The organism is Streptomyces sp. CA-243310 (assembly GCF_050936775.1).
GTDB lineage: Bacteria > Actinomycetota > Actinomycetes > Streptomycetales > Streptomycetaceae > Streptomyces.
This window is the reverse complement of record NZ_JBNJMF010000005.1, coordinates 28,622-53,116: the sequence shown is the minus strand read 5'-3', so window position 1 is coordinate 53,116 and position 24,495 is coordinate 28,622. Positions and strand designations below refer to the sequence as shown.

The following is a 24,495-nucleotide window of genomic DNA, read 5'->3' as shown; positions in this document are numbered from 1 at the left end:
GCTGGGCGCCCGGTCGGGTCCGTGCCCGTATCCCGCTGCCCACCCGATCTTCACGAGTGAAGATTCGGGGGAGCCGATCAGATAGACCCGAGCCGTAGCCACGTCAGACCCGCTCAAGCGCGGTGGAGTAGTAGTACGCCAAAGCTGCTTCGGCTCCTGAGCCCTGTGCCGTGGCGATGCGCTGGAACCGCCCCGACCGCAGATCCCCGGCGATGAAGATCCGAGGGTGCTGCATTTCAGGCGGACAGTATCCGCCTTCGTCGACCACGAGCCCTTCGAGAGCCGCCGGCCGATTGCCGAGATTGCTCAGCACCGCCGTTGCGGCGTAGCTGCTGCGTTCTCCGCGGCGATTCTCGACCGCCACGATGAAGTCCGCCCCGGGGCCGACCTGCGAAACGACGACGTGAGAAACCGGAACTACCCGAACTCGGTCGTCCCCTGACACCTCGGCCAACTTGTAGTCATCCGCCGGCGGGGCGAGGACATGGAGCGTGGCGGAGGACTGAGGATGGGCTCGCAGCCAGGTGCCGAGCGGCCTGTCACCGCCAAGCACGTAGGTCCGCGGACCGACCTGATCGTGCTGCGCACGCCACAGCGGAGGCGTGGACAGCGAAGGGGCGACGCTGATCCAGTCGGTGTCGGCGGGCGTCATCGCGGTCACGCCCGTGCCGACGACGACCGCCTGCGCAGTGAGTATCCGGGAGTCCGCGAAGAGGACCTCTGCTCGGTCGGAGTGCCCCCTGACCCCCACGGCGCGAGATCGGACCAGCGAGCACCGACCGGCCTGCTCGAGGCGGGACAGATCCGCGGCCAGGGCCTCAGCCAGCTGGGGGCCGGTCGTCCAGTTGCCGGATACGTTCTCCAGAGCGCCGATGGTCTGGAGCTTGCCGCCGATGCTGTCGGCCTCCACGACGAGGACCTTGATGTTGAGGCTGGTGGCCATCAGGGCGGCCGCCACGCCAGCGGGGCCGGCCCCGACGACCAGGACGTCGGCGTCGAACGAAGGTGTGCTCACTGGATCCCCCCAGTTCCGCTGATACGAGACAGAGCGACTTCGCTGGTGATGAGCTGATCGGCGCCCAGGTTCCGGGCCGCGAGTAGCAGGGCGGCATCGTGGTACTGGGCGCCGCCGCTTGAGGCACACGCGTCGGTGACGACCCACGGCCGGTAGCCCCGTTGGTAGGCAGCTGTGGCGGAGTCGTACACGCAGGCGTCGGTGTCGATGCCGCACAGCACCAGGTCACTCCAACCGGCGTCCTGGATGAGCTGCGATCCCTCGGGCGTGAAGACGGACGCTTGGGACTTGTCGATGACCACGGCCGAGTCGTCGACGAAGGGAGCCAGGTCCTTCACGAACGCCTGCTCCTCGGCGGTGCGCAGCCGCTTCCAACCGGAAATCGTTTCGTACGGCGAGCCCGGCGCGTTGTGGAACCGCGTGAAGACCACCGGACCGCCGGCTGCCCGCCAGCCCTCCACTAGCCGTACGACCGTCGGGACAACGTCGCGGCTGTGCTGGTTGACGAAGCCCTGCTGTACGTCGATAACCAGCAGCGCTGTCGATCGCGGGTCCAACCCGTCCACCTTTCCCATGGCCATCAGGGGTTGCTGTCTCGGAGGGCGTCCTGAGCGGCGCGGAGCCGATCGGGGAGCTCGCTCGTGGTCAAGATCGCTTCGCGCATCACGCGGTGTTGAGCCGTCTCGGTGGGACGGGCGGTTGTGAGTCGGTAGTACGCACTCCGCAGAAATCGCCAGCCGTACTCGGGCGGCATCACCGGGTCGTGGCCGTCCTCGATGGTGTGCAGGACGTGGGAGGAGAGGGCCCACAACGCCTGGACATCCAGCTCCAGAGCGACGATTTGGCCCGTCGTGAGGGCGCGCTCATCCGGCTGAGGGTGGTAGGAGACTCCGGACCAGCCGGCGACACCCTGCGAGACGCCGCCTCCGAAGGGGACAGCCTCGGCGTGAGACCAGCCCTCGCGGAACTTGGCGGCCTCGACGTCCGGCCCCAGCGAGACGACGTTCTCCGGGTCCTGGCGGTTGACCAGGACAGAGGGCGTGGCCAGGAGCTGCAGCGCGGTGTCCAGACCCGCGCCCGCCCAGGAGTTCTCGCGGAGTTCGTAGACCGACAGCACGTACTGCGGCGCGGGCACCTCGGGAGCCGGTGCTCCTTCGGGAGCATGGAGCCTCATGAGCTCCGTGATCTGCTTGCCCGCCCAGGCGGGTTCCTGCAGATAGGTGCGGTATCGCCACACTGCCAGATCGGTCAGCGATTCGACGCGGTGATGCTCTTCCAGGTGCACTACGGCGACGCCGCACCCGTAGACGTGGACCGAGGACGACTGAGCTGAGCGGTGTCCGGCCGGAAGCGTCCGTCGCTCTAAGCCCCCCGGGCCAGACGGCGCGGGAGCGCCGACGGCGTACAGGGGGGCGATCCGCTCGCCCACGTAGGCCGGCAGGAACTTGTGGGAGACGACGGTGCAAGGTATCGGCTGCGGAGTGTCGGCGGCCGAGGCCGCGGCCGCGACTGCGGTGCCGTGAAGGACCGCCAGGCGCAGGCGGAACGCCTCCTGCTCCTCGGGGGTGCACTGGTTGAGCGCCGTGTCGAGGATCTGCGCCATCTGCGGACGGCACACGCTGGCCCTGTTCCTCTGCCAGTGCGAAACCGTCCGTGGGCTGATCCCGAGGTGATCGGCGAACCCCCGCACCGACGCGCGCATTACTGATCGCAACAGCAGTGCCTCCTCGCCTGTCCACTGCTCAACTGCGATCACTACACACCCCTATGACGCTCTGTTGCCAGGCAGGAAGAGCCCTGTTGCGACGCTATTGCTACACCCCTTCCACGCCGGGACATCTCGCTGAGACGCCCGCGACCCCGAAGCTGATCTCCGTCGAAGTGATGCCGATGACGAACGGGGGAGCCGTGGTTACCGCTACAGGAGAACGAGGCAGTACGGCGTCGTGGTCGGGCTCAGGACTGATCCGAACCGCTGCTCTGGTTCTGCTCAACCCGCTCGAGCCGCGCAGCCAGATCGGCGATCTGCTCCTCGAGGCGCCTGATGGTCTGTGCATTCGGGTCGGCAAGCGCATCGAGGGCGTTCTCGCGAATGAAGCTCCCGCGGCCGGTGTGGGAGTAGATGACCCCGTCCCGTCGGAGCTCGGCGAAGGCGCGTTGCACCGTGCCGGGCGCGACGGCGTACTTGTTCGCCAGCTCCCTGGTGCTCTGCAGTTTGTCGCCGGGCTTGAGTTGCCTGAGCCGAACTTGTTCGCGCACGTCCTGCGCGATGCGCTCGAAGGGTTGCATGGCCTCGTCCGTCATGAGCCACATCGTAGAGCCACCTCGCTCGAAGGGACAGCCTGCCCAACCTGGTTGACACGGTAGCGATTGTACTGGTTAGGTTATCCACGTCGACATGGTTGGTCGCCTACCCGGCGCCAACAGTGAAGACGTACGTACCACTGCACCATCGCAGTCCCGCAGCTCGTCTCTTCGGAGTCGGGCAGGCGGCCGGAGGCGGTAGCCAAGACCAAACCCCCCGGCCTGGCAGGACTGCGTGCACGACATCAGCGCTGATGCGCTGTCTATCCGCCGGGACGCGGGCCGATGGCTCGTGGACCTGGTGGGTGGAGAGAGCATCCGCCCCCGCGAACACCCCTCCCTCTTCCTGCCGAGGAGTCGCCATGCCCGAGCTCGCCACGCCCAAGGCCGCCAAGCGCCGGGGCCGCACCCACACCTCCCGTGTCAGCCCCCTCGACGCGATCGTCCTCTCGACCCTGTCGCCCGGCCACATCGACATGCGGCGGGTCGAGTCCACCCAGAAGCGCCGCATCTCGCTGGTCTGCCCGGCCTGCAAGACCTGGGTGGCCGTGACCCCCCACCGCGGCACCTACCTGCTCAAGACGGTCCCGCACCACACCGGCAAGGCCGACGTCGACGCCGCGATCCGCTGCAACTCCAGCAACAGGATCGTCGACGTCGACATCACCCCGGACACCTGGAGCCGCCAGTACGACGAGTGGGCGCGCGAGGAGCGCCTCGCCGTCGACGTCACCCGCCACCGCCGCGCCACCGTCCAGACCCTCAAGGTCGCCCGGCCGCAGGAGCGCCCCGCCGACCGGCGAGCCCAATGGGAGCGCGCGATGCCCGCCGCCCGCCAGGCCGACGCCGCCCGTACGGTTCCCGCCGACGCGATCCCCACCACGCGCGGTCGGGCCGTCGACGGACCCGCTGGCGCCCTGCCGGCCATGATCGGGCAGGACGCCGGGGACGACCGCTCCGTCCGTGCCCTGGCCGCCAGCACCCTGCGCGTCCTGGCCGACGCCGCCCCGGACCGTTCCGCGAGCGACGTCCTCGACGAGCACCTCGCCCGCGCCGCCTACACGCACCTGGCCACGCTCTGGCGCCGCCCTTTGACCCCGGCCGACCAGTCCGAACACACCAAGCTGGTGGCCAAGGTCCGGGTCGAGCTGCCCGCCCCGGCCCCGGGCGAGACCGCCGCCGCGTACACCGCCCGCTGCCGCAAGCCCGCCTTCGGCGCCCGCCGCCGCAAGCCCGCTCTCGCAGCCTGACCCGCACAACCGCCCTGGCCCCGGCCTCAGCTCCCGCATCGCGCGGGGGCCGAGGCCGGGGCCGTCTGCTCCCGTCCCTGCCCGCTCACCGCACCCTGGAGGTTCCGATGCCCGCCACCCTGACCCTGACATCTCACTGGCCCAGCAGCGGCGAGGTGTTCGACGCCGAGACGCTCGCGCTCCTGGACGAGCTCGACGTCCCGCTCCCCGTCGACCTCACCGACGCCGAGGTCGACCTCGACGCCGTCTGGGGCACGCCGCTGGAGATGTACGAACCCGCGGGCACCGCACGGGAGATGCGCCGGTACGCGGCCGCGGTCCTGACCGTCCCGCCCGACCGCCGCCACGAGCTCGCCCTCGCGCACGGCGCGGAGATCACCGCCCGCGTCGACGCCGGCCGCGACATCCTCGCCGCCGACCCGACCATCACCGCCCGCGTCCGCGAGCGCCTGGTCGACGTCCTGCTCCCCTACGCCGACCGCCTGCGCCGGACGATCCGCTCCGGATGCCGCCCCGAGTACGCCGCCGCCTGACCAGCCAGCCCGGACGGACGCCCACGATCAGCGGCCACCCCCTACTGCACCAAGGGGATGGCCGCTGGTCGTGGCCGGTCGTACGACCCGCCAACACGACGACAGCCCCGGGGATTGCGCCCCCGGGGCCTGTCCAGGACCTGACTCGGAGGACCTGATGCAGCTCAGCATGACACGTTCGGTACCCCGGCCGAACGCCGGGATCATCGACGACATCGAGGACGCGGACAACAAGAAGGGCTACGAGCCCGAGGACCTCACCGCGTTCCACCAGCTCGTCCGCCACCTCGTCGTCGACGGCGACCGCCGCGCGGCCGACGCCAGCCGCAAGGCCCGCCGCACGCTCGCCGACATGACCCTCGTCGGACAGAGGCGGTAGCCGCGATGGACTGGCGCCACAGCGCGGTCTGCCGCGAAGAGGACCCTGAACTGTTCTTCCCCATCGGCAACACCGGCCCGGCCCTGCTGCAGATCGAGGAAGCCAAGGCCGTCTGCCGTCGTCGCTGCCCGGTCATGGAGGCGTGCCTGCAGTGGGCGCTGAAGTCCGGTCAGGACGAGGGCGTCTGGGGCGGGCTCAGCGAGGACGAGCGGCGGGCGATGAAGCGCCGCGCCGCCCGCAACCGGGCCCGCGACGGAAAGGGGGCGGCGGCATGAAGACCTTCCTGGCCGTCCTGGCCGTCCTGGCCGCGCCCCTGCGGCACCTGTGGCAGTGCTCCAGGTGCAGCGGCTGGTACGACAGCCCGCAGTGCCCGGTCTGCTGATCTGACCCCGAGCGTCGCTCCGCCGCCCATCGGGCTCCCGGCCACCACGACCGCCTGCCGGGAGCCCGACCAAGATCCCTGCCCGCCTGACCGCACGCGCCCTGACCTGCCGCCCGCCTGACGGGCCGCCGGCCTTTCGCACGCCCTCTACCGGGCATCGGCTTGGGCCGACGACCTTCCTCCAGGAGGCACCATGCGCACCATCCGCCGCGACGGCTGGACCGCCGCCGACTACGACTCCCAGCAGATCCTGCACGAGCTCGGGCACCGCGACGCCACCGCCCGGGTGAACCGGGCTCGCCGCCGACGCCCGCTCCGCCGGGCCTGGCGCACACTGCGCGCCCGGTTCCACCGCCCCGCCACCACCGTGACGCTGGCGGCGGGCATCGACTGGGCCGCGGCCCGGGCTGCGGCCGACGCCGTCAACCGCGGCGACACCGGCGAGGCCGACCGCATCGTGCAGGCCACCGTGGACCCGCGCGGCACCGCCTTCGCGGCGTTCCGCTTCATCGGCGTCGAATGACCCACCTCCCGCCTGTCGGTTGCCTCCCCCGCCCGTCCCGGCCTGTGCGCCGGTACGGACGGGGCGAGGGGAGCCGGACAGTCCGGACACAACACGCTGAGGAGGCGTCTGTGCGTACCAGCACCGAGAAGACCAGCCCCGCCACCGTCTTCAAGACGGGTGACTTCGTCCTGTAGCGCGACCCGGCGCTGTTCTGGGCGGGCAAGCCGGACCACACCTTCGTCTGCAAGATCACGTACACCTGGATGACCGGCGGCTATGACCTGTTCGCCCTGGTCTCCGGCCGCGTGATCAGCCAGGTGCGGTCGGACTACATGCGGCTGCTGCCGCCGGCCGACGCGATGCGCGACATCGACACCGCCCCGCTGCACGCCGACGCCGCCGCCGACGACATGACGGCAGCCGCGATGGCGTGGCTCACCCGGCAGCACGCGATCGCCAACACGACGCCGGAGCTGCCCGCCCCGCGCGGCTGACCCACCCACCCCGCACAACCGCCGCCCCGGGCCTCCCGGGGCGGCACCCGACCTGGAAGGAGGCGGCGTGGCCGCCACACGAACCCGTAAGAGGGCCAACGCCCGCACCAAGACGACGGCCACGACGGCCGCGCAGCCCGCCGCCGCCACCCTGCCCGCCCAGGCCCCGCCCCCGACCCCCGAGACGGAGACCGTCCCGGACACGACGGCGGTGCCGGAGACGGACTGGGAGGCACTGGCCAGGGTCGCGGACGCCCGTGACCGAGCCGCCGACATCATCGACACCGCCCGCGACCAGGCCCTCGCCCTCCAGACGCAGGCCGAGGAGCAGGCAGCACGCACCGTCGCCGACACCCACGAGCAGACCACCGCCCTCCTGTCCGACGCGCGCACCCGCGCCGAGGCCGTCACCGCCGGCGCCCAGGAGGAGGCCACCGCCCAGCGGGCGGCGGCCACCACCCAGGCCGAGAGGGTGCGCCAGGAGGCGCAGCAGCTGCGCGGCGACGCCGACCGGCTCCTGGCCGACGCCCGTACCCGCGCCGACCAGCTCCTCTCCCAGGCACGGGCGCAGGTCACGGAACTGACCGAGCTGGCCACCGCCAACCACCAGGCCACCGCGACGGCGATCGCCGACCTGCGGCGCCTGGCCGAGGCCGACCTCACCGAGATCGCCGCCCTGGTCGAGACCCGCCGCAACGAGGCCGGTCAGATCCTCGCCCGCGCCCGCGAGGAGGCCGACACCCTGCTCGCCGCCGCACAGAAGGAGATCGACCAGGCCCGCGAGCGCCACACCCAGCTCGCCAAGGCCGCCGCCGAGCAGTACGACGCCCGGCGCACCGAGGCGGAGACGCTGTACGCGGACGCGGTCGAGGCCGCCGCCGAGCGGCGCCGCGAGGCCGACGCCCACGTCGCCGCCGTCCACACCGAGGCGGAGACGGCCCGCGCCGAGCTGCGCGCCGAGCTCCGCGAGCTCGGCGAGAAGTTCGACACCGAGGCCGCGGCCAAGCGCCAGGCCCTGGCCGAGGAGCTCGCCGGACTGAAGACAGCGTGCGACCAGCAGCGCGAGAAGCTGCGCACCGAGGCGACGACGGTTGCTCAGGAGCTGCGCGCGGCCGCCCAGAAGGAGGCCGAGCGCATCACCGCCGAGGCCGAGCGCAAGGCCAAGGGCATCACCGAGCGGGCGCAGGCCGACGAGGCCCGCGCCCGCCGGCTGCTGACCGAGGCCCGCGAGGCCAAGAAGTCCGCCTCGAAGTGGCGCGGCTGGCGCCAGAACCTCGGCGGCAAGCTGTGGAAGGCGGCGCCGTGGGTCGCGCTGGCCGCCGGCGTCGGGCTCGCCGCCTCCGGCGAGTACGAGCTCGCCCGGATGGTCGGCATCAACGAATGGGTCGCCCCGCTCCTGCCGGTGTCGATCGACGTCTACTGCGTCACCGCGTTCCGCACCAAGCGCGACATCGCGCCGGCGCTGCTGCTGATGGCCTCGGCCAACGTGGTCTTCCACCTCTCCGAGCAGGCGCACCTCGTCCCCGAGGGCGGGTCGGCTCCGTGGCAGCTCACCACCTTCGTCGTCCTGATCTTCGTGGCCGTCATCTGGCGCGTACACACCCTCATGCACGACGACAGTACGGACGGCCACGGCGGTACGAACACGCCGTCCGGTGCGGCCGCCGGTACGCCGGTCCGTACCGACATGGACGGCGGAAACGGAACGCCCGCCCGTACCGGTACGCACCGCCGGACGGACGGTACGGACAGCATCGCGTCCGGCCGTACGCAGCCCGCGCACAGCGACCTGTACACCGCGAACAACGGCGGACGAGCGGACGGTACGGGCACCGGACACGACGGTACGGACCCTGCACACGCCCTCTCGCACCCCTCGCACCACGACGGAGGCGAAGGGGCGCTGACCAGGCCGTACAGCGACCGTACATACGGCGTACACACCACCCCTGACGGGGCGGCGCGTACAGGTACGGCGCCCCAGGGGCGTACCGGTACGGCTCACGCGGCCGTACAGGACCGCACCAGCACGGTCAGCGTCCGTACCCAGCTCGGCCCCGACGCCGTACAGGGCGGCCGTACCGGTACGGCGACCGCCTCCTCCCGCGCAACCGGAACCGGCGGTACGGGCCGTACAGCCAGTACGGACCGACCCGGTACGCCCGTCCGTACGGACGCCGAACTCCTCCCGCTCGTACAGGCACTGCCGCGAGACGAGGACGGCTACGTCACCCTCTACCGGGCCCGTACCGACCTCTCGGTCAACCTGCCCCGCGCGGTCCGGCTGCTGAAGGAGGCCGGCCTGCTGCGGCCCGAGGACGCCGACAAGCACCTCACCTGACCCACCCGTCCGGCACACACCAAGGAGGGCCAGCCCGCGGTAATCGGGCTGGCCCTCCTTGCGACTGCCGGAAGCAGCCGACCCGTTCAGTGCAGCACGTTTCCCCTGATCAGACCCCGCTTCCGGCATGCCTGGGCGGGCTCGAACCACACCGAGAAGGAGCCAGCAGCCATGTCCGGCATCGACTGGGACAAGGAGTTCAAGCTCATGAACCCCCAGACCCCCCCGACCCCCCCGACGCCCGAGGCCCCGGAGAAGCCGAACAAGCCCGCCACCTCGCGTTTCTCCGCCGCGGTCGACGGGATGCGCCGCAACACCGCGGCGTTCGCCGTGTGCGGCACGATCGCCGTCGTCGCCGTGTGCGGCACGGTCATCACCGTCACCAACATGCAGGCCGAGCAGGCCGCCCAGGAGCGGGCGCGCGCCCAGGAAGACGCCGCGAACGCCCTGGTCGCGGCGGAGGCCGACAAGCAGCGGGCGCAGACCGAGGAGGCCACGGCCAAGGCCGTGTATGAGCGGGAGATGACCGTCTACCGCGAGTGCATGAAGCTGCGCGCGGCGGCGGTAGCCAAGGCCGCCTCGTACGACATTTCGAGGATCCCCCAGTGCGACGCCCCGGTCTTCAGCGGCACGTCCTCCAAGGCCCACAAGCCCGCCGATGACGGTGCCGGCGGCGGCATCACCTCCAGCCCGTGGCTGTGGGTGGCGCTCGTCGGAGGGGGCGGATTCATCGCCTACAAGAAGCTTTCCGTGCCCTCCGGTTCGGGCGCGGTAACCCCCATGAACGACAAGGGATTCACCTTCGAGAAGGGTGCGTGACATGACGCTTCAGTTCTTCGCCCTCGCCCTGTTCTGCTGGGCCCTCTTCTTCACCTTCAAGAAGACCAAGGGAAAGCAGATGGCGATCTGCATCATGCTGATCGTCTCCGGGATCTTCCTGCCGTACACGCCGTTCAGCGAGGAGATCCGCAGCACGCTGGAGTCGGTGTTCAACACGGCGAACACGACCGTGAGCAACATCGGCTCGTCGTCGCGCTGAGTGAGCAAGCGTGGTTACCGGTTACCGGTTACAGCCTCCAGGAGTGCCCCGAACCCCCCGCTGGAGGGTCCGAACCGGGGTCCTGTGGGCCTGTAACCGGTAACCGGTAACCCATCCACAATCACGCAGAGTCACAGAAGGGAGGGTCATGGAACTCTTCTTGCTCCTCGCCATCAGCTACCTGTTCGGCGTGGAGAAAACGAACGGGAAATATGAGCAGGCTGGAATCAAGAAACCACCAGCTAAAACAAAAGAGAAATGGGAGCCGACCCGGGCCCCGGAAACATTCCGGAATGCCCCGTACAACGTGGCGGCAAAAACACATTACGGCCTGCTGGCGGGTGCCAATTGGGCCGGTGGCCTGCGGGACGGCTGGCGCTCGGCATATCTCAAAAAGCCGGGCGGCAAGCCTTCCGTTTCCACCTCCGCCGGGCCCACCCCAGGGCCCTCCACGACCACGAAGCCGCCCAAGACCAGCACCCCGCCGACTGCGCCGCCGACGGCTCCCCCGCCGCCGACGACCCCGCCACCGACGTCTTCGGCACCGACGTCTTCGGCACCTCCGACGAGTCCGCCGACTGCGCCGCCGACCCCGCCTACCTCGACCCCGCCGACGGCTCCTCCTCCGCCGGCGAGTCCGCCGACGGTGGGAGTGCCGGGGTCGGCAGTTCCCCCGGCGGGCACCGTCCCGCCGCCTCGTTCTGTTCCGCTGCCCGAACACATCCGGAAGGACCCCGCGATGCAGCCCAACCCGCCCACCCCGCACTCCGCGACCGTCGACGACAAGGGCGTGCACGTCACGACCGCCGCGGGCAAGTCCCGCACCTACAGCGGCGGTGAGGTCATGACCCTCACCCAGGTCATCGACCTCGCCGAGGGCTCGGCCACCCTGTGCCAGGCCAGCACCGAGACCTGCCTGGACCTCGTGGACGAGTCCTCGCAGCTGGCCGCCGACTGCGAGGAGCTCATCGCCGACATCACCGCCAAGGGCGTCGGCGCGAACCTGATCGGCAAGTGCGAGGTGCTCAAGGAGCAGCTCGACCTCCAGGCCGCCGCCGCCAAGAAGGTCCACGACCAGATCCAGGGCGGCGAGGAGGCGTGCCGCACCGCGTCCGCGAACGCCGAGCTCCGCCACGGGCCGATCTTCAAGGCCGTCGCCGACTCCCCCCTGACCAAGCCCGCCGAGCGCGACTTCTACAACGCCCGATAGAAGAGGAGCAGCACCGCATGAGCGCCACCGAGACCCTGAAGGACGCCGCGAACTACGCGGCCCTGCGCACCAAGCTGGCCTGGCTCACCCACAAGGTTCACGCGCACGGCCAGACCGTCACCCAGCTCGCCTCCGACATCGACGACGCCGCCGAGCAGATGCTGGACGCCTCCGAGACGATGAAGGCGCTGGCCGTCGACGACGCGACCACCAGTGAGTTCGCCGACGCCGCGCTGACCATGACCGGCGTGAAGGACGCGGCGGGCGAGTACACCTCCGCCGCCGACAGCGCCTCCGCGGCTGCCGACGACGCGAAGACCACCACCGAGAACGACCACGGCGGGATCGCCGACGCGGTCGCCACATCCCCCGTCGACATGGCCGAAGCCGCCTTCTACACCCAGAACTAAGGAGTCCAGGACCGTGGGGCCGACCCGAGCACAGTTCATCCAGTACGCGCCCGCCGCACTCGCGGTGGTGCCTCTCGTCGCCGGCCCCTGGTCCGCCCTCGTCGCCGCGGCGGCCGGAGCGGGAGCGTGGGCCGTCGATACCTCCGCTCCCGTTCTGCGGTCTTTGATCGCGTGCGGGTTCACGGCCACCGGGTGCGGCATCGCCGCAGGCGAGGTCCTCGCCAGCGGCATGAACCCGCTGATCGCCCTCGGGCTCGCGGTCCCGGCCGGGGCGGCCGCCCTGGCCCACCACCGCAACATCGCCGGCCACACCCCCGCCCTCCTGCCCACGGCCACGGGCGCGGGCGCGGCGGTCGGGCAGACGTCGCAGGCCCAGGTCATCACCGCCTACTGGCGCGAGTTCATCTCCGGCCCGACCCAGACCGAGGGCCGCACCCTCATCCAGGCCGGGGCGAACCTGGAGCACGTCGGCCTGGAGATCGACGGCGACCACGTGGCGTTCACCGGGATCATCACCCTGCCGCAGGGGCAGCAGGTGCGGGTGAAGGCGGCTGACATCGCCTCCGTCTACGGAGTCCCCACCTCCCAGGTCGAGCTGGGCGACCCCAAGCACTACGCGCCTAACGCGCTGCCCGTCACCGTGCACCTAAAGGTTCCGGCGGAGCAGCCGCAGATCACGGCCGGCGCCCCCACAACGCCCGAGGAGCAGTGGGCGGCGTACGTCGGCGTGCCGGAGGGGGCGATGCCCGGCACCACCCTGACCCTCACCCGCTACGACGGGCCGAAGGACTGGGAAGGGATCGCCACCCGCGAGCGGAAGGCGATCGGGACCGTCAACATCCAGGACCTCGCGGGCAACCTCAACCTGTCGACCATCCAGATCGCCCTGGCCCCGACGGACAAGCCCTCGCAGGTGGGGGTGCGCGTGATGAAGGAGCACGCGCTGATGCACGGCACGATGCTCTCCGCGGTCGTGGACGAGCTGTCGATGGACTCGCGCGGCTACGTCCGCGCCGGCACCTACGTCGACGGCCGGGCCGCCCTCTTGCCGCTGGCGCAGCCCGGTTCCGGCGCCCGCCACCTCTACCTCGTAGGCGGGTCCCGGTCGGGCAAGTCGGGACTGCTGGAGCAGATCCTGCTCTCCGCCCACCGCTCCGGTATCGCGGTGGTCCTCGCCTCCCCGCAGGCCGGGACCATCGCCGGCGCCTCGCTGTCCGCCTACCTCGGGGACGGCCTGGACGAGGCGATGGGCGCGCTGCGCCTGGCCTACGCGCTGATGCTCGACCGCGAGGCCCGCTACCGCTCCCCCGCGTTCCCCTTCACCGACCCGCTGTTGCTGTTCGTCGTCGACGAGGCGCACATGCTGCTGTCGGCTTCCTCCCCGCATCACCTGGAGGCCAAGGCGATCGTGGAGCAGCTGACCCGCCGGTCCCTCAAGCGGGGCATCGGCGTCGTCCTGGCCACCCAGACCCCGCTGGCCGAAGACCTCGGCAACTCCACGGTCATCCGCTCCCAGCTGTTGATCGGTGGCGGTGCGGTGTTCCTGCGCTGCGCCAAGGGCCAGGGCTCGCTGGTCGGGGCGAACGCGGTGGAGGGCGCGGAGGGCATCGACCTGTCGATGATCCCCTCGCAGTGGCCGGGCCAGTACGCCAAGGTCGCCGACCGGGACATGAGCGGCCTGGCCACCAAGGCCGCCGCCAAGCCTGAAGATGGCACCTTCGGTCTGGGATACCTCCTCACCCCCGGTTCGCAGGCAGTGCAGTTCCGTTCCCTGTACCTGGATGTGCCGCCCGTCTCCCTGGCCGGAGGCGAGCGGCCGGTCGGGATCGAGTACTGCGACGCCTGGCGCGAGCGCGACGCAATCGCCCAGACGCCCATGGTCGACAAACGCGGCAAGAACCTGATCGGCAGCCTCGCCGACCTCCTCGCCGCAGCCGAGGGCGCCCCCTCCTCGCAGGAGGCGCCCCACCACACCCCCGCCGGCCCCCACGCACCCACCACGCCCGCCGGACCCGCCAGGCCGGGGGGAGCCGCGGGGTCGTCTGACGGACAGGAACTGATCAAGCCGCGCATCCTCGAGCTCCTGCAGGAGCACTCCATCCCGATGACCGCCGAAACCATCGCCCGAAAGCTGGAGACGCCCGCCAATCGCATCAAGCCGCGCCTGTCGGAGCTGAAGAAGCAGAACAAGGTCACCAACGAGAACGGCCTGTGGAGGGCAGCATGAACACCCGCACCGAGACCACCTTCACCCCCATCGACCCCAAGCTGTACGCGAAGGCGTTCCAGCTCCTCGACCCCGACCCCACCCCGGAACCCGCCGCCGTTGTCCCGGCGGCTCCCGTGCAGGCTCCCCTCACCGCGGCCCCGCCGGTGCGCCTGACCGGCCCGGTGGAGAAGACCCTCACCGACGCGCTCACGTTCCTCGACACCCACGGCTGGGCCAAGCACAGGCTCATCCACCCCGAGGGCGCCCGCTGCTCCATCGGCGCACTGCGAGCAGCGGCCGGCGCCCGCAACGCCGCCTACCGGGACGCGGGGAACTTGCTCCTGGACGAGGCCCGCCGGCAGCACGGCAAGGCGTGGGAGTCGATCCCCTCCTGGAACGACTCTCACAGCGGCGCCCAGGTGCGTAGCGTGTGGGAGGCCGCCATCCGGCGCGCCCACCACATGAACATCTGAACCGGCTGGAGCTGCCCGTGTCGTTCTCGTTCACCGACCCCAAGCCGAACAACGACCGCTCGTTCTCCTTCACCGGGAATGACCCGGCGGACGTGGACCGGCAGCTCCAGGCGATCGCCGACATGGCACACGAAATCCTCCGCATGGTCGCCGACGTGCGCAGGCATATCAACAACTGAGCGGCGCGCAGCAGGCCCACCGGCCGAAGACGTCCAGCCCGGCGGCCAGCCGCGAGAACGCGTAGAAGGCCGCAGACACACCAACCCCCAACCCAGCCCCGCGCCCCGCCCGGAGAACCCTTCCGGGCGGGGCGTCGCACTGTCCTGCCCGAATCCATCCCAACCAACAGGAGCCCAAGCCACGTGCGTCGCTACCTCTACCGCTGCCCCGTTTGTTCGACCACTTCCCCGACGGTCCATCACCCCAACGAAGTCGCCGCCGAGGCCGTAGCCCACCGCCAGGCCCTCCACGGCGGCCACTTCCCCGACGGCGAGAGCGCCGGCGAAATAGACCGACTCGGCCGCTGGTACGCCTCCCTGGGCCCGCTCACCGCCCTGCACGCCCGGATCGCCGACAACCTCGCCGACCTCAAAACCCCCAAGGGTGTGGGCCACCCCCTGTGGGCATCCGCCGCAGCCACCCTCACCATCGCCGCCGCGGCCGCCATCGTCCTCGCGGTCCTCTCCGCAGCCCTCTGATCCAGCTCCGGCCGCTCCGCCTGGCCACCGGCACCGCCGCCCCGCACCTCGGGGCGGCCGGTCCCGGTGACCCGGGCAGGCCGACCGGCCTCAACTACCCGCGCCCGCCGCCCCGACCCAGGGACGGCGAGCTCCCCCGTACGTGCCCAGCCACTGCCTCGCCTTGGAGGGATCATCGTGCTCATTCCCCGGCCGCGCCGCAGGACCGGCCGCCCGCGCCCCACCATCCCCGGCCCCCGCTATCCGCTGCCCCAGCGCCGCCTGCCCGGTACCTGGGGCCGGTGATGGCCGACCAGGACGAGGACCTGGTCGACGTCGACCCGAACGACCCCGGCGACGGCTCCCTCCCAGTCCACCGGTGGCGGCAGGCCGGCTCCGGTCTCGCAACCCGCCGCCAACTGCGCGCCATGGGCTTACGACCCGGCGGCCAAGAACCCGTCGCCCGAATCGAGTGCCGACGCGGGAAACGCTTCGCCTGGCTGTATCGGATCGACCGGGCCCTGCCCAAGATCCCGATGACCCTGGCGAAGGAAGCCGCCCTCGACAAAGCCATGGAGGCACGGCAACGGTGCCCCGGCCCGTGTGGGCGTCGCTACTTCCACTGCCTCCCCTTGCGCACCCTCGGCTCGTGCCTGGAGTGCTACGACGGCACCCAGGCCGCGCCCGGCAGCTACATGCACCACAGTGTCGGCCACCTGGCCGCCGCAGCATGACCGTTCACCCCTGACGGCTGCCTGATCCACCCGCCCCGCGCCCTGCGGGCCGGGTGGTGACGGGGAGCCGGACAGCCCGGCCCGGACAACCCGGGAGACGCCCGTGACCACCGCCCCCGCCACGACCGACCGGAACCTGGACGCCGCCTGCACCACCGTCTCCGGCGAGATCGCCCGCACCGACAGCAAGGCCAGCTTGCTGCTCGCGTTCGACGGTGCGGTCCTCGCCGGTCTGGCCAGCGTCGCCGACAAGGACCTGCCGCTGTTCACCCAGGCCGTCGGCGGCCTGGCCGCGCTCGCCCTGGCCGCCGCGGCTGTCTTACTTCTCCTGGTCGTCCGCCCCTGCCTGACCGTGCCCGGCCGCGCCGCCGCCGGGACGTTCCCGCAGTGGGCGCGCATGGAGGAGACCGTTCTGCAGGAGTCGATGACCCAGGACACCCGCCCCGCCCGAATCAAGGCGCTGTCCATCCTCGCGGTCCGCAAGTACCAGCGCCTGGCCCGCGCTGTCGACGTCATCCTCACCGCGCTCGCCCTGCTGGCCATCGCGGCGATCGGAGCCCTGGCGTGAACAGCTCCCAGCAGGTCGCCGCGACGCTCGTCTTCCTCTCCAGTATCGCGGCCGCGCTCGCCAGCCCGTTTGTCATCATCGCCGCCGCCCGCGTCCACGCCCAGTCCGACCAGAAGGAGCAGTAGCCATGGCCTTCACCCTGTTCGCCCGCCGCCCCGAGCCCGTCGAAGCGCCGGCCCCCGAGCCGTGGCCCGAGACCGGCGAGACCTGGAAGCCCGAGGGCGTCACCGTCGTCGAGAGGTACTACAACCTCGGCACTGCGGTCGTGCTCGTCGTCCGCAGCGCCGGGTACCACGTGGTGTCCTGCCTCGGCTGCCACTACCAGGCGACCGCGTACCGGAAGCGCGACATCAGCCCGCTCACCCTGGAGCAGGCGGCCGAAGTCGCCAACGCCCACGCGGCCGACTGCCGGGCGCTGCCCCGAGAGATCCCCGCCCGCCGCGACGAAGAAGCCGCCCGCGACCTGCTGCGCACCCTCGTCCGCGGCCTGCGCTGCCGGGACGAGGGCCTGCGTCTGTGCCTGTACCACCTCGACACCCACCGCCTGAGCCTCCAGCGGACCAACGAGTGGATCGTGGGCGAACTGGAGCGTCTGGCCGACGACGAACCCGAGGTCCTGAAGGTCTCGGTCACCCAGTGGGGCACGGATTTCTACCTGCAGAAGCTCCCCGAGAGCTGACCGGCCGCTCTCCGTGCGGTCCCGTTCTGCCGCGCGTCGGCGGCCGGGACCGCGCGGTGTCCGCCCGGTCAGCCGAGACCGGACGACCGGCCCTCCCCCGGAGGTCACCGTGTCCCTCGCCCGCCGCACTCTCATGGACGCCGCCGCCAACCGCTTCGGATGGCGCCGCGCCTACGGCGACACCCTCCAGGTCGACGCGCTGCTGACCGAGCAGACCGAGACCGCGTACACCGCCGCCGCCGACCACGCGGCCCAAGCCACCGCGAAGAACGCCGACGTCCTGCACGTGCAGCCTGCGTCCTGGACGTCCGCGGCCGCGTCCTCGCCGACGTCCTCTACCTCGAGGGCGTCCTGACCGGCGCCCGCAACCGCGGCCTGCCCCCGGAGCTCATTGAGCGTCTGGAGGACGCCGTCGACCACGGCCACGAGCTCGCCGTGCTCCTCGCGGACACCGTCCGCACCACCGCCGCGCTCCACGCGGCCAGCTGAGCGCCCGGGGCGGCCGCAGGCATCGAACCCGGCCGCCCCGGAGCAACGCCCCCTCCCCTCCCAGAGCGCACTGACAGAAGAAGGAGCCCCAACATCATGACCGCAACCCTGCGCCAGACGGCCACCACCGTCGCCAACACGATGATCGAAGGCGCGAGCACGGCGTCCGCGCTGATCGGCGGTGCCGGTGGCGCCTACATCGGATACCAGCTCGCCCCCGCCTCCTGGTCCGAGGGAGCCCGCCTCGCGTTCGCCGGCGCGGCCGCCGTCGTCGGCGCCATCGCCGTTGACGGACTCGCCGAACTCCTCCTCGCCCCGCTGCGCCGGCTGATGCGACGCAGCCCGCTCAGCGTCACCCGCGCCCCGGCCCCGGCCCCGGCCGACACCCTGGACGAGGCCCTCACCCAGGTCGCCGCCGCGACCGAGGACGACGCCGCGAACCACGCCGCCGGCGCCTCGATCCGTATCGACCACGGCGACAACTTCCTGCGCAACGAGGACCGGTGGCGCGGCTACGAGAACGGCGAAGCGTCCTTCTACCTCGCCCCTGGCGTCTGGCTCCACTACCGCAGCGACAAGGACAAGCACGGCTACGGCGACCCCCGCTTCACGCTGCTGACCGGCGACGGTGAACAGCCGGTCGTCATCACCGGCGTGGAGCAGATCCGCCACCACCTCGCTGCTCGCGCTGCCGGCCTCCCTGCTGTCCCGGTGACCGCCGACAGCGACATGGCCGACGTCCTGGACGACGACCTCACCGGCGTCCACGCGGTCTGACGGACTGCCCGTTCCGCCCCGGTCCTCGCGGCCGGGGCGGTGCGGTGGCCATTCAGCCCACCGATCCAAGGAGGCCCCATGCCCCGTCCCCCCGCGCACGCGCCCGACCACTTCATCGCGATCGTCGGTGAGATCGTCGGAAACGAGTGGAGTCCGCCCAGCGCCCCCAACTGGCCGGTGAACTTCACCCGCACGGCCGCCGACCGCGCCCTCACCGTCTACCCGGACCGCAAGAACAGCCGGATCGTCTTCACCATGGCGGCCGTGACCGCCCCCGACTGGCGGTGCCACGCGAAGTACACCCCCGACCTGGCGGGCCACGACGACATCGACTCCTGGCTCGCCGACGGCGACCTGGACGCCGTCGCCGACGCCCTCGGTGTCGTCGTACGGCGGCTGATCGACCAGCCGCTGCCCGAGCAGGTCACCCCGCACCCCGACCCGGTCGGCCGGGAGCTGGAGCAGCTCGCCAAGCACGCCCAGGAGCTGGCCCGGCTCACCGCGCAGTTCGCCGCCGGCCTCATCCGCGCCGAGCCCGCCGCTGACGCGGCCAGCCGGATCACCCGCCTTGCCCAGCTGACCGAGCAGTCCGCCACGCGCGTGGACGAGCTGCGCGGCCCGGCCACCGCCCGCACCGCCGGATGGCTCTGATGGACGTGCTGGAGCTCCCCGCCGGTGGCCTCTGCGCGTTGGTCGGCCCGCCGGGCAGTGGCAAATCCACCTTCGCCGCCCGCTACCCGGACAGCTGGCGTGTGTGCCTGGACGTCTACCGGCGCCTGGCCACCGACTCCGAGGCCGACCAGTCCGCGACGCCGGTCGCCGCCGAGATCCAGAACCTGCTCCTGGACGCCCGCCTCTCCCGGGGCTTGAACGTGCTGGTCGACTCCACCAACGTCCTCCCGCACGTCAGGGCCCATCTGCTTGCCCGCGTCCGCTACTGGCAGCGGCCCGCCGTCGCCGTCCTGTTCGACGTCCCGCTGGCGACGGTGGAGGCACAGAACGCCGGCCGCGACCGCGTGGTCCCGCCGCACATCGTGCGCGAGCACCACCAACTGCTGCCCGACGCCGCCCAGCTCCACCGCGAAGGCTTCGCCGCCGTGCACCTGGTCTCCGAACTCCTCGCCACCCCAGGCGCCCTGCGCCGAGCCGCCCGCAACTGACCCGACCCCACCAGCACGTTCCGACCCGACCCGGAGGAATCCTCATGGCACGCAGCGCCCGCCCCGTCGTCCACTACATGGCGACCCGGCCCGACGGCACGGTCCCGCCCACCACCCCCCACCTCGCCGCGTACTACAGCGGCCTGGGCGCGACCATCCCGACCGTCAACTTCGCCGACCACATCGGCGAGACCGTCGAACACCCCAGCCCCGGCGAGGAGTGGTACACCGACAAGCCGTTCTCGTACTTCCACATGTACACCCGGCCCGGCGAGATCCTGGAGCGCCTGGAGGAGCGCTGGCCGGTGCGGCTGTGGGAGGTCGAGCCGCTCGGTGAGACCGGCAACTGGGGCAACGACTTCGCCCCGTACTGGCTGATGTCCCACCAGGTCCGCGTCGTCCGCGAGGTCGAGGCGTGGCGTGCGTTCGGGCATCGCGGCGCGCAGGTTCTGGCGGTCCTCGCGCAGCTGCCCGACCTCGCCCGGCAGTGGGCCGAAGAGTGGGCCGCCAACCCCGAGGGCACGCGCCGCACGTACAAGGCGTGGGAGGAGCGGGTGGACGACACCCGGGCCCTGACCTCCTGGGCGTACTGGCGGGCGCGGTACTCCCGGCGCGAGGCGGGTCTGCAGACGGCCAACCAGCTTGCCGGTGACGCCGCCGCGCAGGCCGCGACCGAGGCCGGGGCCGACCCTCACGCCGTCGCCCTGATCCAGCTGCGGGCGCGCTGCATGGTCGCCGGTCAGCTCATGTTCGACCGGATCCGCTCCGGCGAGTACGAGCAGTCGATCCGCGGCCTGCTGCTCGGTGCCGGACTCGACACCCCGGCCCCCGTCCCGTCCTGACCACCCGCCGACGTTCCCGCGCCGCCCCGGCCGACCGGCCGGGGCGGCCTCCTTCATCCTCTTCGAGACCAGGAGACACACCTGATGATCACCGACACCACCGACGAGGCGATCCGCTACACCGCCGACGTCGTCCTGTTCGCCGCCGGGCACGTCCTGCTGATCGAGCGGGGCTGGGACCCGCACGCGGGCTGCTGGGCGCTGCCGGGCGGTCACGTGGACAAGGGAGAGACCAGCCTGGAAGCCGCCGTGCGCGAGCTGGAGGAGGAGGCCGGCATCACGATCCCGGCCTCGGACCTGCGGCAGGTGGGCGCCTTCGACGCTGTCGGCCGTGACGCGCGCGGCCGGTACGTCAGCGTCGCCTACACGGCCACCCTGCCCGCGCTGGTCGAGCCGACGGCCGGGGACGACGCCACCGGCGCCCGCTGGTGGCCCCTGGACGCGCTCCCCGACCTCGCGTTCGACCACGCCGAGATCGTGGCGGCGGCCGCGAACCGCTGACCCCGTCCGCGCGAGCGCGGCGTTCCTCCGTGCCGCCCCGGCCTCACCGGCCGGGGCGGTCGCGGTGTTCCGCCACGACCAGCGACAGGAAGGAGAGGGCGTCATGCCGCACCTGGATTTCTATGAGGTGGACGTCCCGATACACGACACCAGCCGGGCGCAGCACGGTGTGCACGTCTTCACCGGCAAGGCGTCCTCGGCCAACGAGGCCCTGATGCGCGCCCATCAGGTCTACGACGCGGCGTTCGCCGCGCGGCAGGCCGGGCTCGAGGTCCCCGGGCAGCAGGACGGCGGCTGGGGAGCGTGCGGGGTCCGCGACGGCTGGGAGCTGGACTGGGCGGCGGCGAAGGCCGGCCGCTGGTCCAACCCGGACAGCTGGACCCGCAAGAAGCCCTACGAGCTGTAGATACGCCCCGAGGCAGACGCTCACGGCCTGGTAACCGACGCCTGCCTCGGGCCTACCCATCCCGTACAAGACGAGAGGGAGAGACCAGTATGGCCTCCACCATGCGCGTACCGGCCCCCATCGGGCAACGTGCCCTGCTCATCACCACCCTCGCCATGCCGCTGACCGGCTGGACCGTGCACGCGCTCGCGCTGCACCGCAAGCTGTCCGCCGCCCGCCGCGACCCGCTCACGGGGCTGCTCGGGCGCGACGGCTACACGGCCAAGGCCCGGCAGATCACCGACCGGTACGGCGACGCCGCCTTGGTGGTCCTGGTGGACCTGGACCACTTCAAGCAGATCAACGACGGACCCGGCGGGCACGCCGCCGGCGACCGCGTCCTGGCCGCCACCGCGACGCGGCTCACCGCCTGGGCGGGCAGCCGCGGCGCGGTCGGCCGGCTCGGAGGGGACGAGTTCGCGGTCGCGGTCCGGATCGGACCCGCCCGCCGCGAGCTCCGCCTCGCCCAGCTCACGCAGTTGCTCGCACAGCCGGTGGAGGTCGAGGACGGCGTCCTGGTTGACGTCGCCGCGTCGGTCGGTGCCGCCTCCCCCGACGTCCTCGGCACGACGGACCTGAGCGTGCTCCAGCGGGCCGCCGACGCCGCGATGTACGCGGGCAAGCACACCGGCCGCGCCGTGCTCGCCGGGCCGCAGCACGCCGCCGTTCCGTCCATCAACGGCCGCCGCGCCGGACGGCCGGGCACCAACACGCTGGGGCGGGCGGCATGAGCGAGACCACCACCGCCGCCGACCCGGGCACCTGGATCCGGGGCATCACGATCCGCCAGCCCTGGACGACCTGCATCCTCACCGGGAAGGACGTGGAGAACCGCCCGGCCTCCTGGTCCTGGCGTGGCTGGCTGCTGCTGCACGCCGGGCTGGCCACCGAGCGGGCTCCGATGCGCGATCCGATGGTCGCCACCGCGATCCGCGGCCGCGCCCTGCCCACCCGGGCCGTCATCGGCGTCGCCCGTCTCACCGACTGCCACCAGGACGCCGCCGGCGCCGCCCTCTGCTCCCGCTGGGCGCAGCCCGACGCGTTCCACCTGGTCCTCGTCGACGTCCAGGAGCTCGCGCTGCCGATCCCGTGGCTGCGCGGACAGCTCGGGCCGTGGCGCCCTCCGCAGGACCTCGTGGACCAGGTCCTCCTCCAGCTCCCCCACCTCGCTCCGGAGGGCACCTCATGAGCGGCACCCGCGCCGGCCTCCCCAACGCGCCGGCCATCGTCCTCGCCGATCACCGGATTCCCTTCCCCGAGACCGACCAGATCCTGCGCTGCCGTACGAGCCCGGACCTGTTCCAGATCGAGGACATCCACGACACCGACGAGGAACCCCGCGCCCGGGAGAAGGCGCTCGCCCAGGCCAAGCACGCCTGCTCCGGCTGCCCGATCGTCAAGGACTGCCTGAAGTGGGCGCTGGCCAATCCCTCCCTGACTACAAGCGGGGTGTGGGCGGCGACCACCAAGCGCGACCGCACGCAGCTGCGCAATCAGCTCGTGGCGCGGCTCGGTGAGGACTGGGTCGGCGTGGTCGCGGAACAGGACCGACGCCAGCGGGAGCGGCAGCGCGCGGCCCGCGTTGTCCCGCAGACCGCCCGCGAACTGGCGCTCGCCCGCCTGGAGCTGGAGGCCATCCCCACCCGGCCCGCGCCGTACAACCGCTGGAAGGAACCGATCACCCCGGCACAGGTGGCGTCCAACCTGCGCGTGCTGGAGCTGGTCGCCAGCGGCAAGGCCGCGTGATGTTCACCGACTGGACCGAGGCCCTCGAAGCCGAGTTGCTGCCCCTGGACCCGAACCCGGCGCAGCAGCTCGCCGCCGCGGCCCGGGTCACCGCCCGCAGCTCCCGCGACAAGGACGACCTCGGGCTGCTCCTGGACGTCCTTGGGCTGCCCACCGACACCGACACCCTCACCGCCCTGCTCCCCCTCCTCCCGGAAACCGGAGACGCACCCACCATGACGAACACCCCCGCCGTCCCGGCCCTGTCCGCGCACGAGGCCATGGCGATCTCCAGGCACAACAACGGCGACAGCGAGCAGGCCATCCGCGAGGCCACCGGCCTGAGAGAGAGCGAGCTCAGCGACCTCATCGCCGACCGGGTCCTCGGACTGCCCCGCCCGGCCACCGCCCCGGCCATCGAAGTCCCGGTCATCGCGCTGCCCGTCACCAACACGGTCCAGAAGCTGCTCGACTGGGCGGCCGCGCACCCGGCCGCCGGAGTCCGCAGCCGCGCCGCCCGCATCACCGCCGACCTCTCCGAGCTGACCGACCGCCGCGACAGCGAGGCCGCGCAGCGCGAGGCCGAAGCCAAGGTCGCCAAGGCCAAGGCCGAACTGGAGAAGGCGCAGGAGGAGCTGCGCACCGTGAAGGCCGGCACCCGCACCACCACCACGGCCGCCGCGCCCACCCCGATCCGGGCGGGCCTGGGTAGCGGCCGCACCCGGGAGGAGCTCGCCGCCATCAGGACGTGGGCGCGCGAGCACGGCCACCAGGTCGCCGACCAGGGCATGGTGCCTAAGCGGGTCCTGGAGGCGTACGACGCCGCGCACCAGGCGCCGGTCCGGAAGGCCGGCTGACCATGGCCGACGACGCGATAGCCCTGGACGGCTTCCTGGACGAGGAGACTGTGCCCGGCGACGTGCACGGCAGCACGGCCCGGTTCCGCCTCACCGTCTCCCCCACGGACGAGCGCACGGACGAGATGATCCTGCCCTGCAGCGTCGTCGACTCGGAGCTGGCGCACGCGGTCATCCACGACCTGGTCCCCGGCGACAAGGTCCGCGTCACCGGCTACCTCCGGCTGCCCCGCACGCCGGACGAGCCGATGTGGCTGGTCGTCAACACGCTCGCCGTGCTGGAGACCGCGCCGCAGCTGTCCGACCCGGCCGCCGTCGCCACGGCCGTCATCGAGCGGTACGGCCCGTACGTCTGCTGGTTCGACGCTGAGGACTCCGGTGAGATCCCGGTGTGGACCGAGGCCGGCGTCTGGGTCGGCACCGCCGGTGACCCGAGCGCGCTGGGCGAACTGATCGAGGCGTTCGAGCAGTGCCAGGCCGCCGGCGGCGAGTGACCC

The 24,495-nt window shown here is 71.9% G+C and carries 35 protein-coding genes; 31 read left to right on the top strand and 4 right to left on the bottom strand.

Translation table 11 applies throughout. The features are described 5' to 3' along the window. Positions 1-103: 103 nt before the first annotated feature. From ACQEVM_RS38140 to ACQEVM_RS38125, 4 genes are all read right to left on the bottom strand, one after another. Positions 104-1,015, bottom strand: coding sequence for an FAD-dependent oxidoreductase (locus tag ACQEVM_RS38140; protein ID WP_433087294.1), 912 nt, complete (start codon positions 1,013-1,015; stop codon positions 104-106). Beyond that, complete coding sequence (locus tag ACQEVM_RS38135; protein WP_433087383.1) at positions 1,012-1,590, bottom strand: isochorismatase family cysteine hydrolase; 579 nt, start codon at positions 1,588-1,590, stop codon at positions 1,012-1,014. The genes ACQEVM_RS38140 and ACQEVM_RS38135 overlap by 4 nt, the downstream gene beginning before the upstream one ends. A 5-nt stretch (positions 1,591-1,595) precedes the next feature. Beyond that, complete coding sequence (locus tag ACQEVM_RS38130) at positions 1,596-2,633, bottom strand: helix-turn-helix domain-containing protein (RefSeq protein ID WP_433087292.1); 1,038 nt, start codon at positions 2,631-2,633, stop codon at positions 1,596-1,598. Between the two features lie 338 nt (positions 2,634-2,971). Continuing rightward, positions 2,972-3,319, bottom strand: a complete 348-nt coding sequence (locus tag ACQEVM_RS38125) for a GntR family transcriptional regulator (RefSeq protein ID WP_433087290.1) — start codon at positions 3,317-3,319, stop codon at positions 2,972-2,974. A gap of 362 nt (positions 3,320-3,681) precedes the next feature. On the opposite strand from ACQEVM_RS38125, the gene ACQEVM_RS38120 reads away from it, so the two are divergent. The 31 genes from ACQEVM_RS38120 to ACQEVM_RS37970 all read left to right on the top strand — a co-directional run bounded on the left by ACQEVM_RS38120 (position 3,682) and on the right by ACQEVM_RS37970 (position 24,492). Continuing rightward, on the top strand, positions 3,682-4,569 hold the full coding sequence (locus tag ACQEVM_RS38120) for a hypothetical protein (RefSeq protein ID WP_433087288.1): 888 nt from the start codon (positions 3,682-3,684) through the stop codon (positions 4,567-4,569). Between the two features lie 107 nt (positions 4,570-4,676). Next, positions 4,677-5,102: a hypothetical protein gene (locus ACQEVM_RS38115; RefSeq protein ID WP_433087286.1), complete on the top strand. Its 426-nt coding sequence runs from the start codon at positions 4,677-4,679 to the stop codon at positions 5,100-5,102. A 169-nt stretch (positions 5,103-5,271) separates the two neighbouring features. Continuing rightward, positions 5,272-5,481 carry a hypothetical protein gene (locus tag ACQEVM_RS38110; RefSeq protein WP_433087284.1) on the top strand — a complete coding sequence of 70 codons (210 nt, stop codon included), beginning with the start codon at positions 5,272-5,274 and terminating at the stop codon, positions 5,479-5,481. Between the two features lie 5 nt (positions 5,482-5,486). Further along, positions 5,487-5,756, top strand: coding sequence for a WhiB family transcriptional regulator (locus ACQEVM_RS38105; RefSeq protein WP_433087282.1), 270 nt, complete (start codon positions 5,487-5,489; stop codon positions 5,754-5,756). A 300-nt stretch (positions 5,757-6,056) separates the two neighbouring features. Beyond that, on the top strand, positions 6,057-6,386 hold the full coding sequence (locus ACQEVM_RS38100) for a hypothetical protein (RefSeq protein ID WP_433087280.1): 330 nt from the start codon (positions 6,057-6,059) through the stop codon (positions 6,384-6,386). A 245-nt stretch (positions 6,387-6,631) separates the two neighbouring features. After that, positions 6,632-6,862 (top strand): hypothetical protein, encoded by a 231-nt coding sequence (locus tag ACQEVM_RS38095; protein WP_433087278.1) that lies wholly within the window; start codon positions 6,632-6,634, stop codon positions 6,860-6,862. Positions 6,863-6,929: 67 nt separating this feature from the next. Further along, positions 6,930-9,203 (top strand): hypothetical protein, encoded by a 2,274-nt coding sequence (locus ACQEVM_RS38090; RefSeq protein WP_433087276.1) that lies wholly within the window; start codon positions 6,930-6,932, stop codon positions 9,201-9,203. 171 nt (positions 9,204-9,374) lie between these two features. Then, entirely contained in the window at positions 9,375-10,022 is a 648-nt protein-coding gene (locus ACQEVM_RS38085) for a hypothetical protein (protein WP_433087274.1), read from the top strand. A 1-nt stretch (position 10,023) separates the two neighbouring features. Then, on the top strand, positions 10,024-10,242 hold the full coding sequence (locus ACQEVM_RS38080) for a hypothetical protein (protein WP_433087272.1): 219 nt from the start codon (positions 10,024-10,026) through the stop codon (positions 10,240-10,242). A gap of 739 nt (positions 10,243-10,981) precedes the next feature. Further along, positions 10,982-11,452: a hypothetical protein gene (locus tag ACQEVM_RS38075; protein ID WP_433087270.1), complete on the top strand. Its 471-nt coding sequence runs from the start codon at positions 10,982-10,984 to the stop codon at positions 11,450-11,452. Positions 11,453-11,469: 17 nt separating this feature from the next. Next, entirely contained in the window at positions 11,470-11,862 is a 393-nt protein-coding gene (locus tag ACQEVM_RS38070; protein WP_433087268.1) for a hypothetical protein, read from the top strand. Between the two features lie 13 nt (positions 11,863-11,875). Beyond that, positions 11,876-14,089: a hypothetical protein gene (locus ACQEVM_RS38065; protein ID WP_433087266.1), complete on the top strand. Its 2,214-nt coding sequence runs from the start codon at positions 11,876-11,878 to the stop codon at positions 14,087-14,089. Continuing rightward, the gene (locus ACQEVM_RS38060) at positions 14,086-14,544 is read left to right on the top strand and encodes a DUF6197 family protein (protein WP_433087264.1); all 459 of its coding nucleotides are present in this window, start codon (positions 14,086-14,088) and stop codon (positions 14,542-14,544) included. Before ACQEVM_RS38065 ends, ACQEVM_RS38060 begins: the two co-directional genes overlap by 4 nt. A gap of 17 nt (positions 14,545-14,561) precedes the next feature. Beyond that, complete coding sequence (locus ACQEVM_RS38055) at positions 14,562-14,723, top strand: hypothetical protein (RefSeq protein ID WP_433087262.1); 162 nt, start codon at positions 14,562-14,564, stop codon at positions 14,721-14,723. A gap of 183 nt (positions 14,724-14,906) precedes the next feature. Then, positions 14,907-15,242: a hypothetical protein gene (locus tag ACQEVM_RS38050; protein ID WP_433087260.1), complete on the top strand. Its 336-nt coding sequence runs from the start codon at positions 14,907-14,909 to the stop codon at positions 15,240-15,242. Positions 15,243-15,526: 284 nt separating this feature from the next. After that, entirely contained in the window at positions 15,527-15,955 is a 429-nt protein-coding gene (locus tag ACQEVM_RS38045; RefSeq protein ID WP_433087258.1) for an RRQRL motif-containing zinc-binding protein, read from the top strand. 103 nt (positions 15,956-16,058) lie between these two features. Then, entirely contained in the window at positions 16,059-16,523 is a 465-nt protein-coding gene (locus ACQEVM_RS38040; protein WP_433087256.1) for a Pycsar system effector family protein, read from the top strand. Then, positions 16,520-16,648 (top strand): hypothetical protein, encoded by a 129-nt coding sequence (locus ACQEVM_RS38035; RefSeq protein WP_433087254.1) that lies wholly within the window; start codon positions 16,520-16,522, stop codon positions 16,646-16,648. Before ACQEVM_RS38040 ends, ACQEVM_RS38035 begins: the two co-directional genes overlap by 4 nt. A 2-nt stretch (positions 16,649-16,650) precedes the next feature. Beyond that, positions 16,651-17,202 carry a hypothetical protein gene (locus tag ACQEVM_RS38030; RefSeq protein WP_433087252.1) on the top strand — a complete coding sequence of 184 codons (552 nt, stop codon included), beginning with the start codon at positions 16,651-16,653 and terminating at the stop codon, positions 17,200-17,202. A gap of 109 nt (positions 17,203-17,311) precedes the next feature. Beyond that, positions 17,312-17,557 carry a hypothetical protein gene (locus ACQEVM_RS38025; RefSeq protein WP_433087250.1) on the top strand — a complete coding sequence of 82 codons (246 nt, stop codon included), beginning with the start codon at positions 17,312-17,314 and terminating at the stop codon, positions 17,555-17,557. 230 nt (positions 17,558-17,787) lie between these two features. Continuing rightward, positions 17,788-18,468 (top strand): hypothetical protein, encoded by a 681-nt coding sequence (locus ACQEVM_RS38020; protein WP_433087248.1) that lies wholly within the window; start codon positions 17,788-17,790, stop codon positions 18,466-18,468. 78 nt (positions 18,469-18,546) lie between these two features. After that, positions 18,547-19,119: a hypothetical protein gene (locus ACQEVM_RS38015; RefSeq protein WP_433087246.1), complete on the top strand. Its 573-nt coding sequence runs from the start codon at positions 18,547-18,549 to the stop codon at positions 19,117-19,119. Then, entirely contained in the window at positions 19,119-19,628 is a 510-nt protein-coding gene (locus ACQEVM_RS38010; RefSeq protein ID WP_433087244.1) for an AAA family ATPase, read from the top strand. The genes ACQEVM_RS38015 and ACQEVM_RS38010 overlap by 1 nt, the downstream gene beginning before the upstream one ends. 44 nt (positions 19,629-19,672) lie before the next feature. Beyond that, positions 19,673-20,470 carry a hypothetical protein gene (locus tag ACQEVM_RS38005; protein WP_433087242.1) on the top strand — a complete coding sequence of 266 codons (798 nt, stop codon included), beginning with the start codon at positions 19,673-19,675 and terminating at the stop codon, positions 20,468-20,470. An 84-nt stretch (positions 20,471-20,554) separates the two neighbouring features. Continuing rightward, positions 20,555-20,971 carry an NUDIX domain-containing protein gene (locus ACQEVM_RS38000; protein WP_433087240.1) on the top strand — a complete coding sequence of 139 codons (417 nt, stop codon included), beginning with the start codon at positions 20,555-20,557 and terminating at the stop codon, positions 20,969-20,971. 103 nt (positions 20,972-21,074) lie between these two features. Further along, entirely contained in the window at positions 21,075-21,377 is a 303-nt protein-coding gene (locus tag ACQEVM_RS37995; protein ID WP_433087238.1) for a hypothetical protein, read from the top strand. Positions 21,378-21,466: 89 nt separating this feature from the next. Then, a complete protein-coding gene (locus tag ACQEVM_RS37990) occupies positions 21,467-22,147 on the top strand; it encodes a GGDEF domain-containing protein (RefSeq protein WP_433087236.1) in 681 nt (226 codons plus the stop codon). Beyond that, the gene (locus ACQEVM_RS37985; protein WP_433087234.1) at positions 22,144-22,605 is read left to right on the top strand and encodes a hypothetical protein; all 462 of its coding nucleotides are present in this window, start codon (positions 22,144-22,146) and stop codon (positions 22,603-22,605) included. Before ACQEVM_RS37990 ends, ACQEVM_RS37985 begins: the two co-directional genes overlap by 4 nt. Further along, the gene (locus ACQEVM_RS37980) at positions 22,602-23,162 is read left to right on the top strand and encodes a WhiB family transcriptional regulator (RefSeq protein WP_433087232.1); all 561 of its coding nucleotides are present in this window, start codon (positions 22,602-22,604) and stop codon (positions 23,160-23,162) included. The genes ACQEVM_RS37985 and ACQEVM_RS37980 overlap by 4 nt, the downstream gene beginning before the upstream one ends. Continuing rightward, positions 23,162-23,998: an Lsr2 family DNA-binding protein gene (locus ACQEVM_RS37975; protein WP_433087230.1), complete on the top strand. Its 837-nt coding sequence runs from the start codon at positions 23,162-23,164 to the stop codon at positions 23,996-23,998. The genes ACQEVM_RS37980 and ACQEVM_RS37975 overlap by 1 nt, the downstream gene beginning before the upstream one ends. A gap of 2 nt (positions 23,999-24,000) precedes the next feature. Beyond that, complete coding sequence (locus ACQEVM_RS37970) at positions 24,001-24,492, top strand: hypothetical protein (protein ID WP_433087228.1); 492 nt, start codon at positions 24,001-24,003, stop codon at positions 24,490-24,492. Positions 24,493-24,495 lie beyond the last annotated feature (3 nt).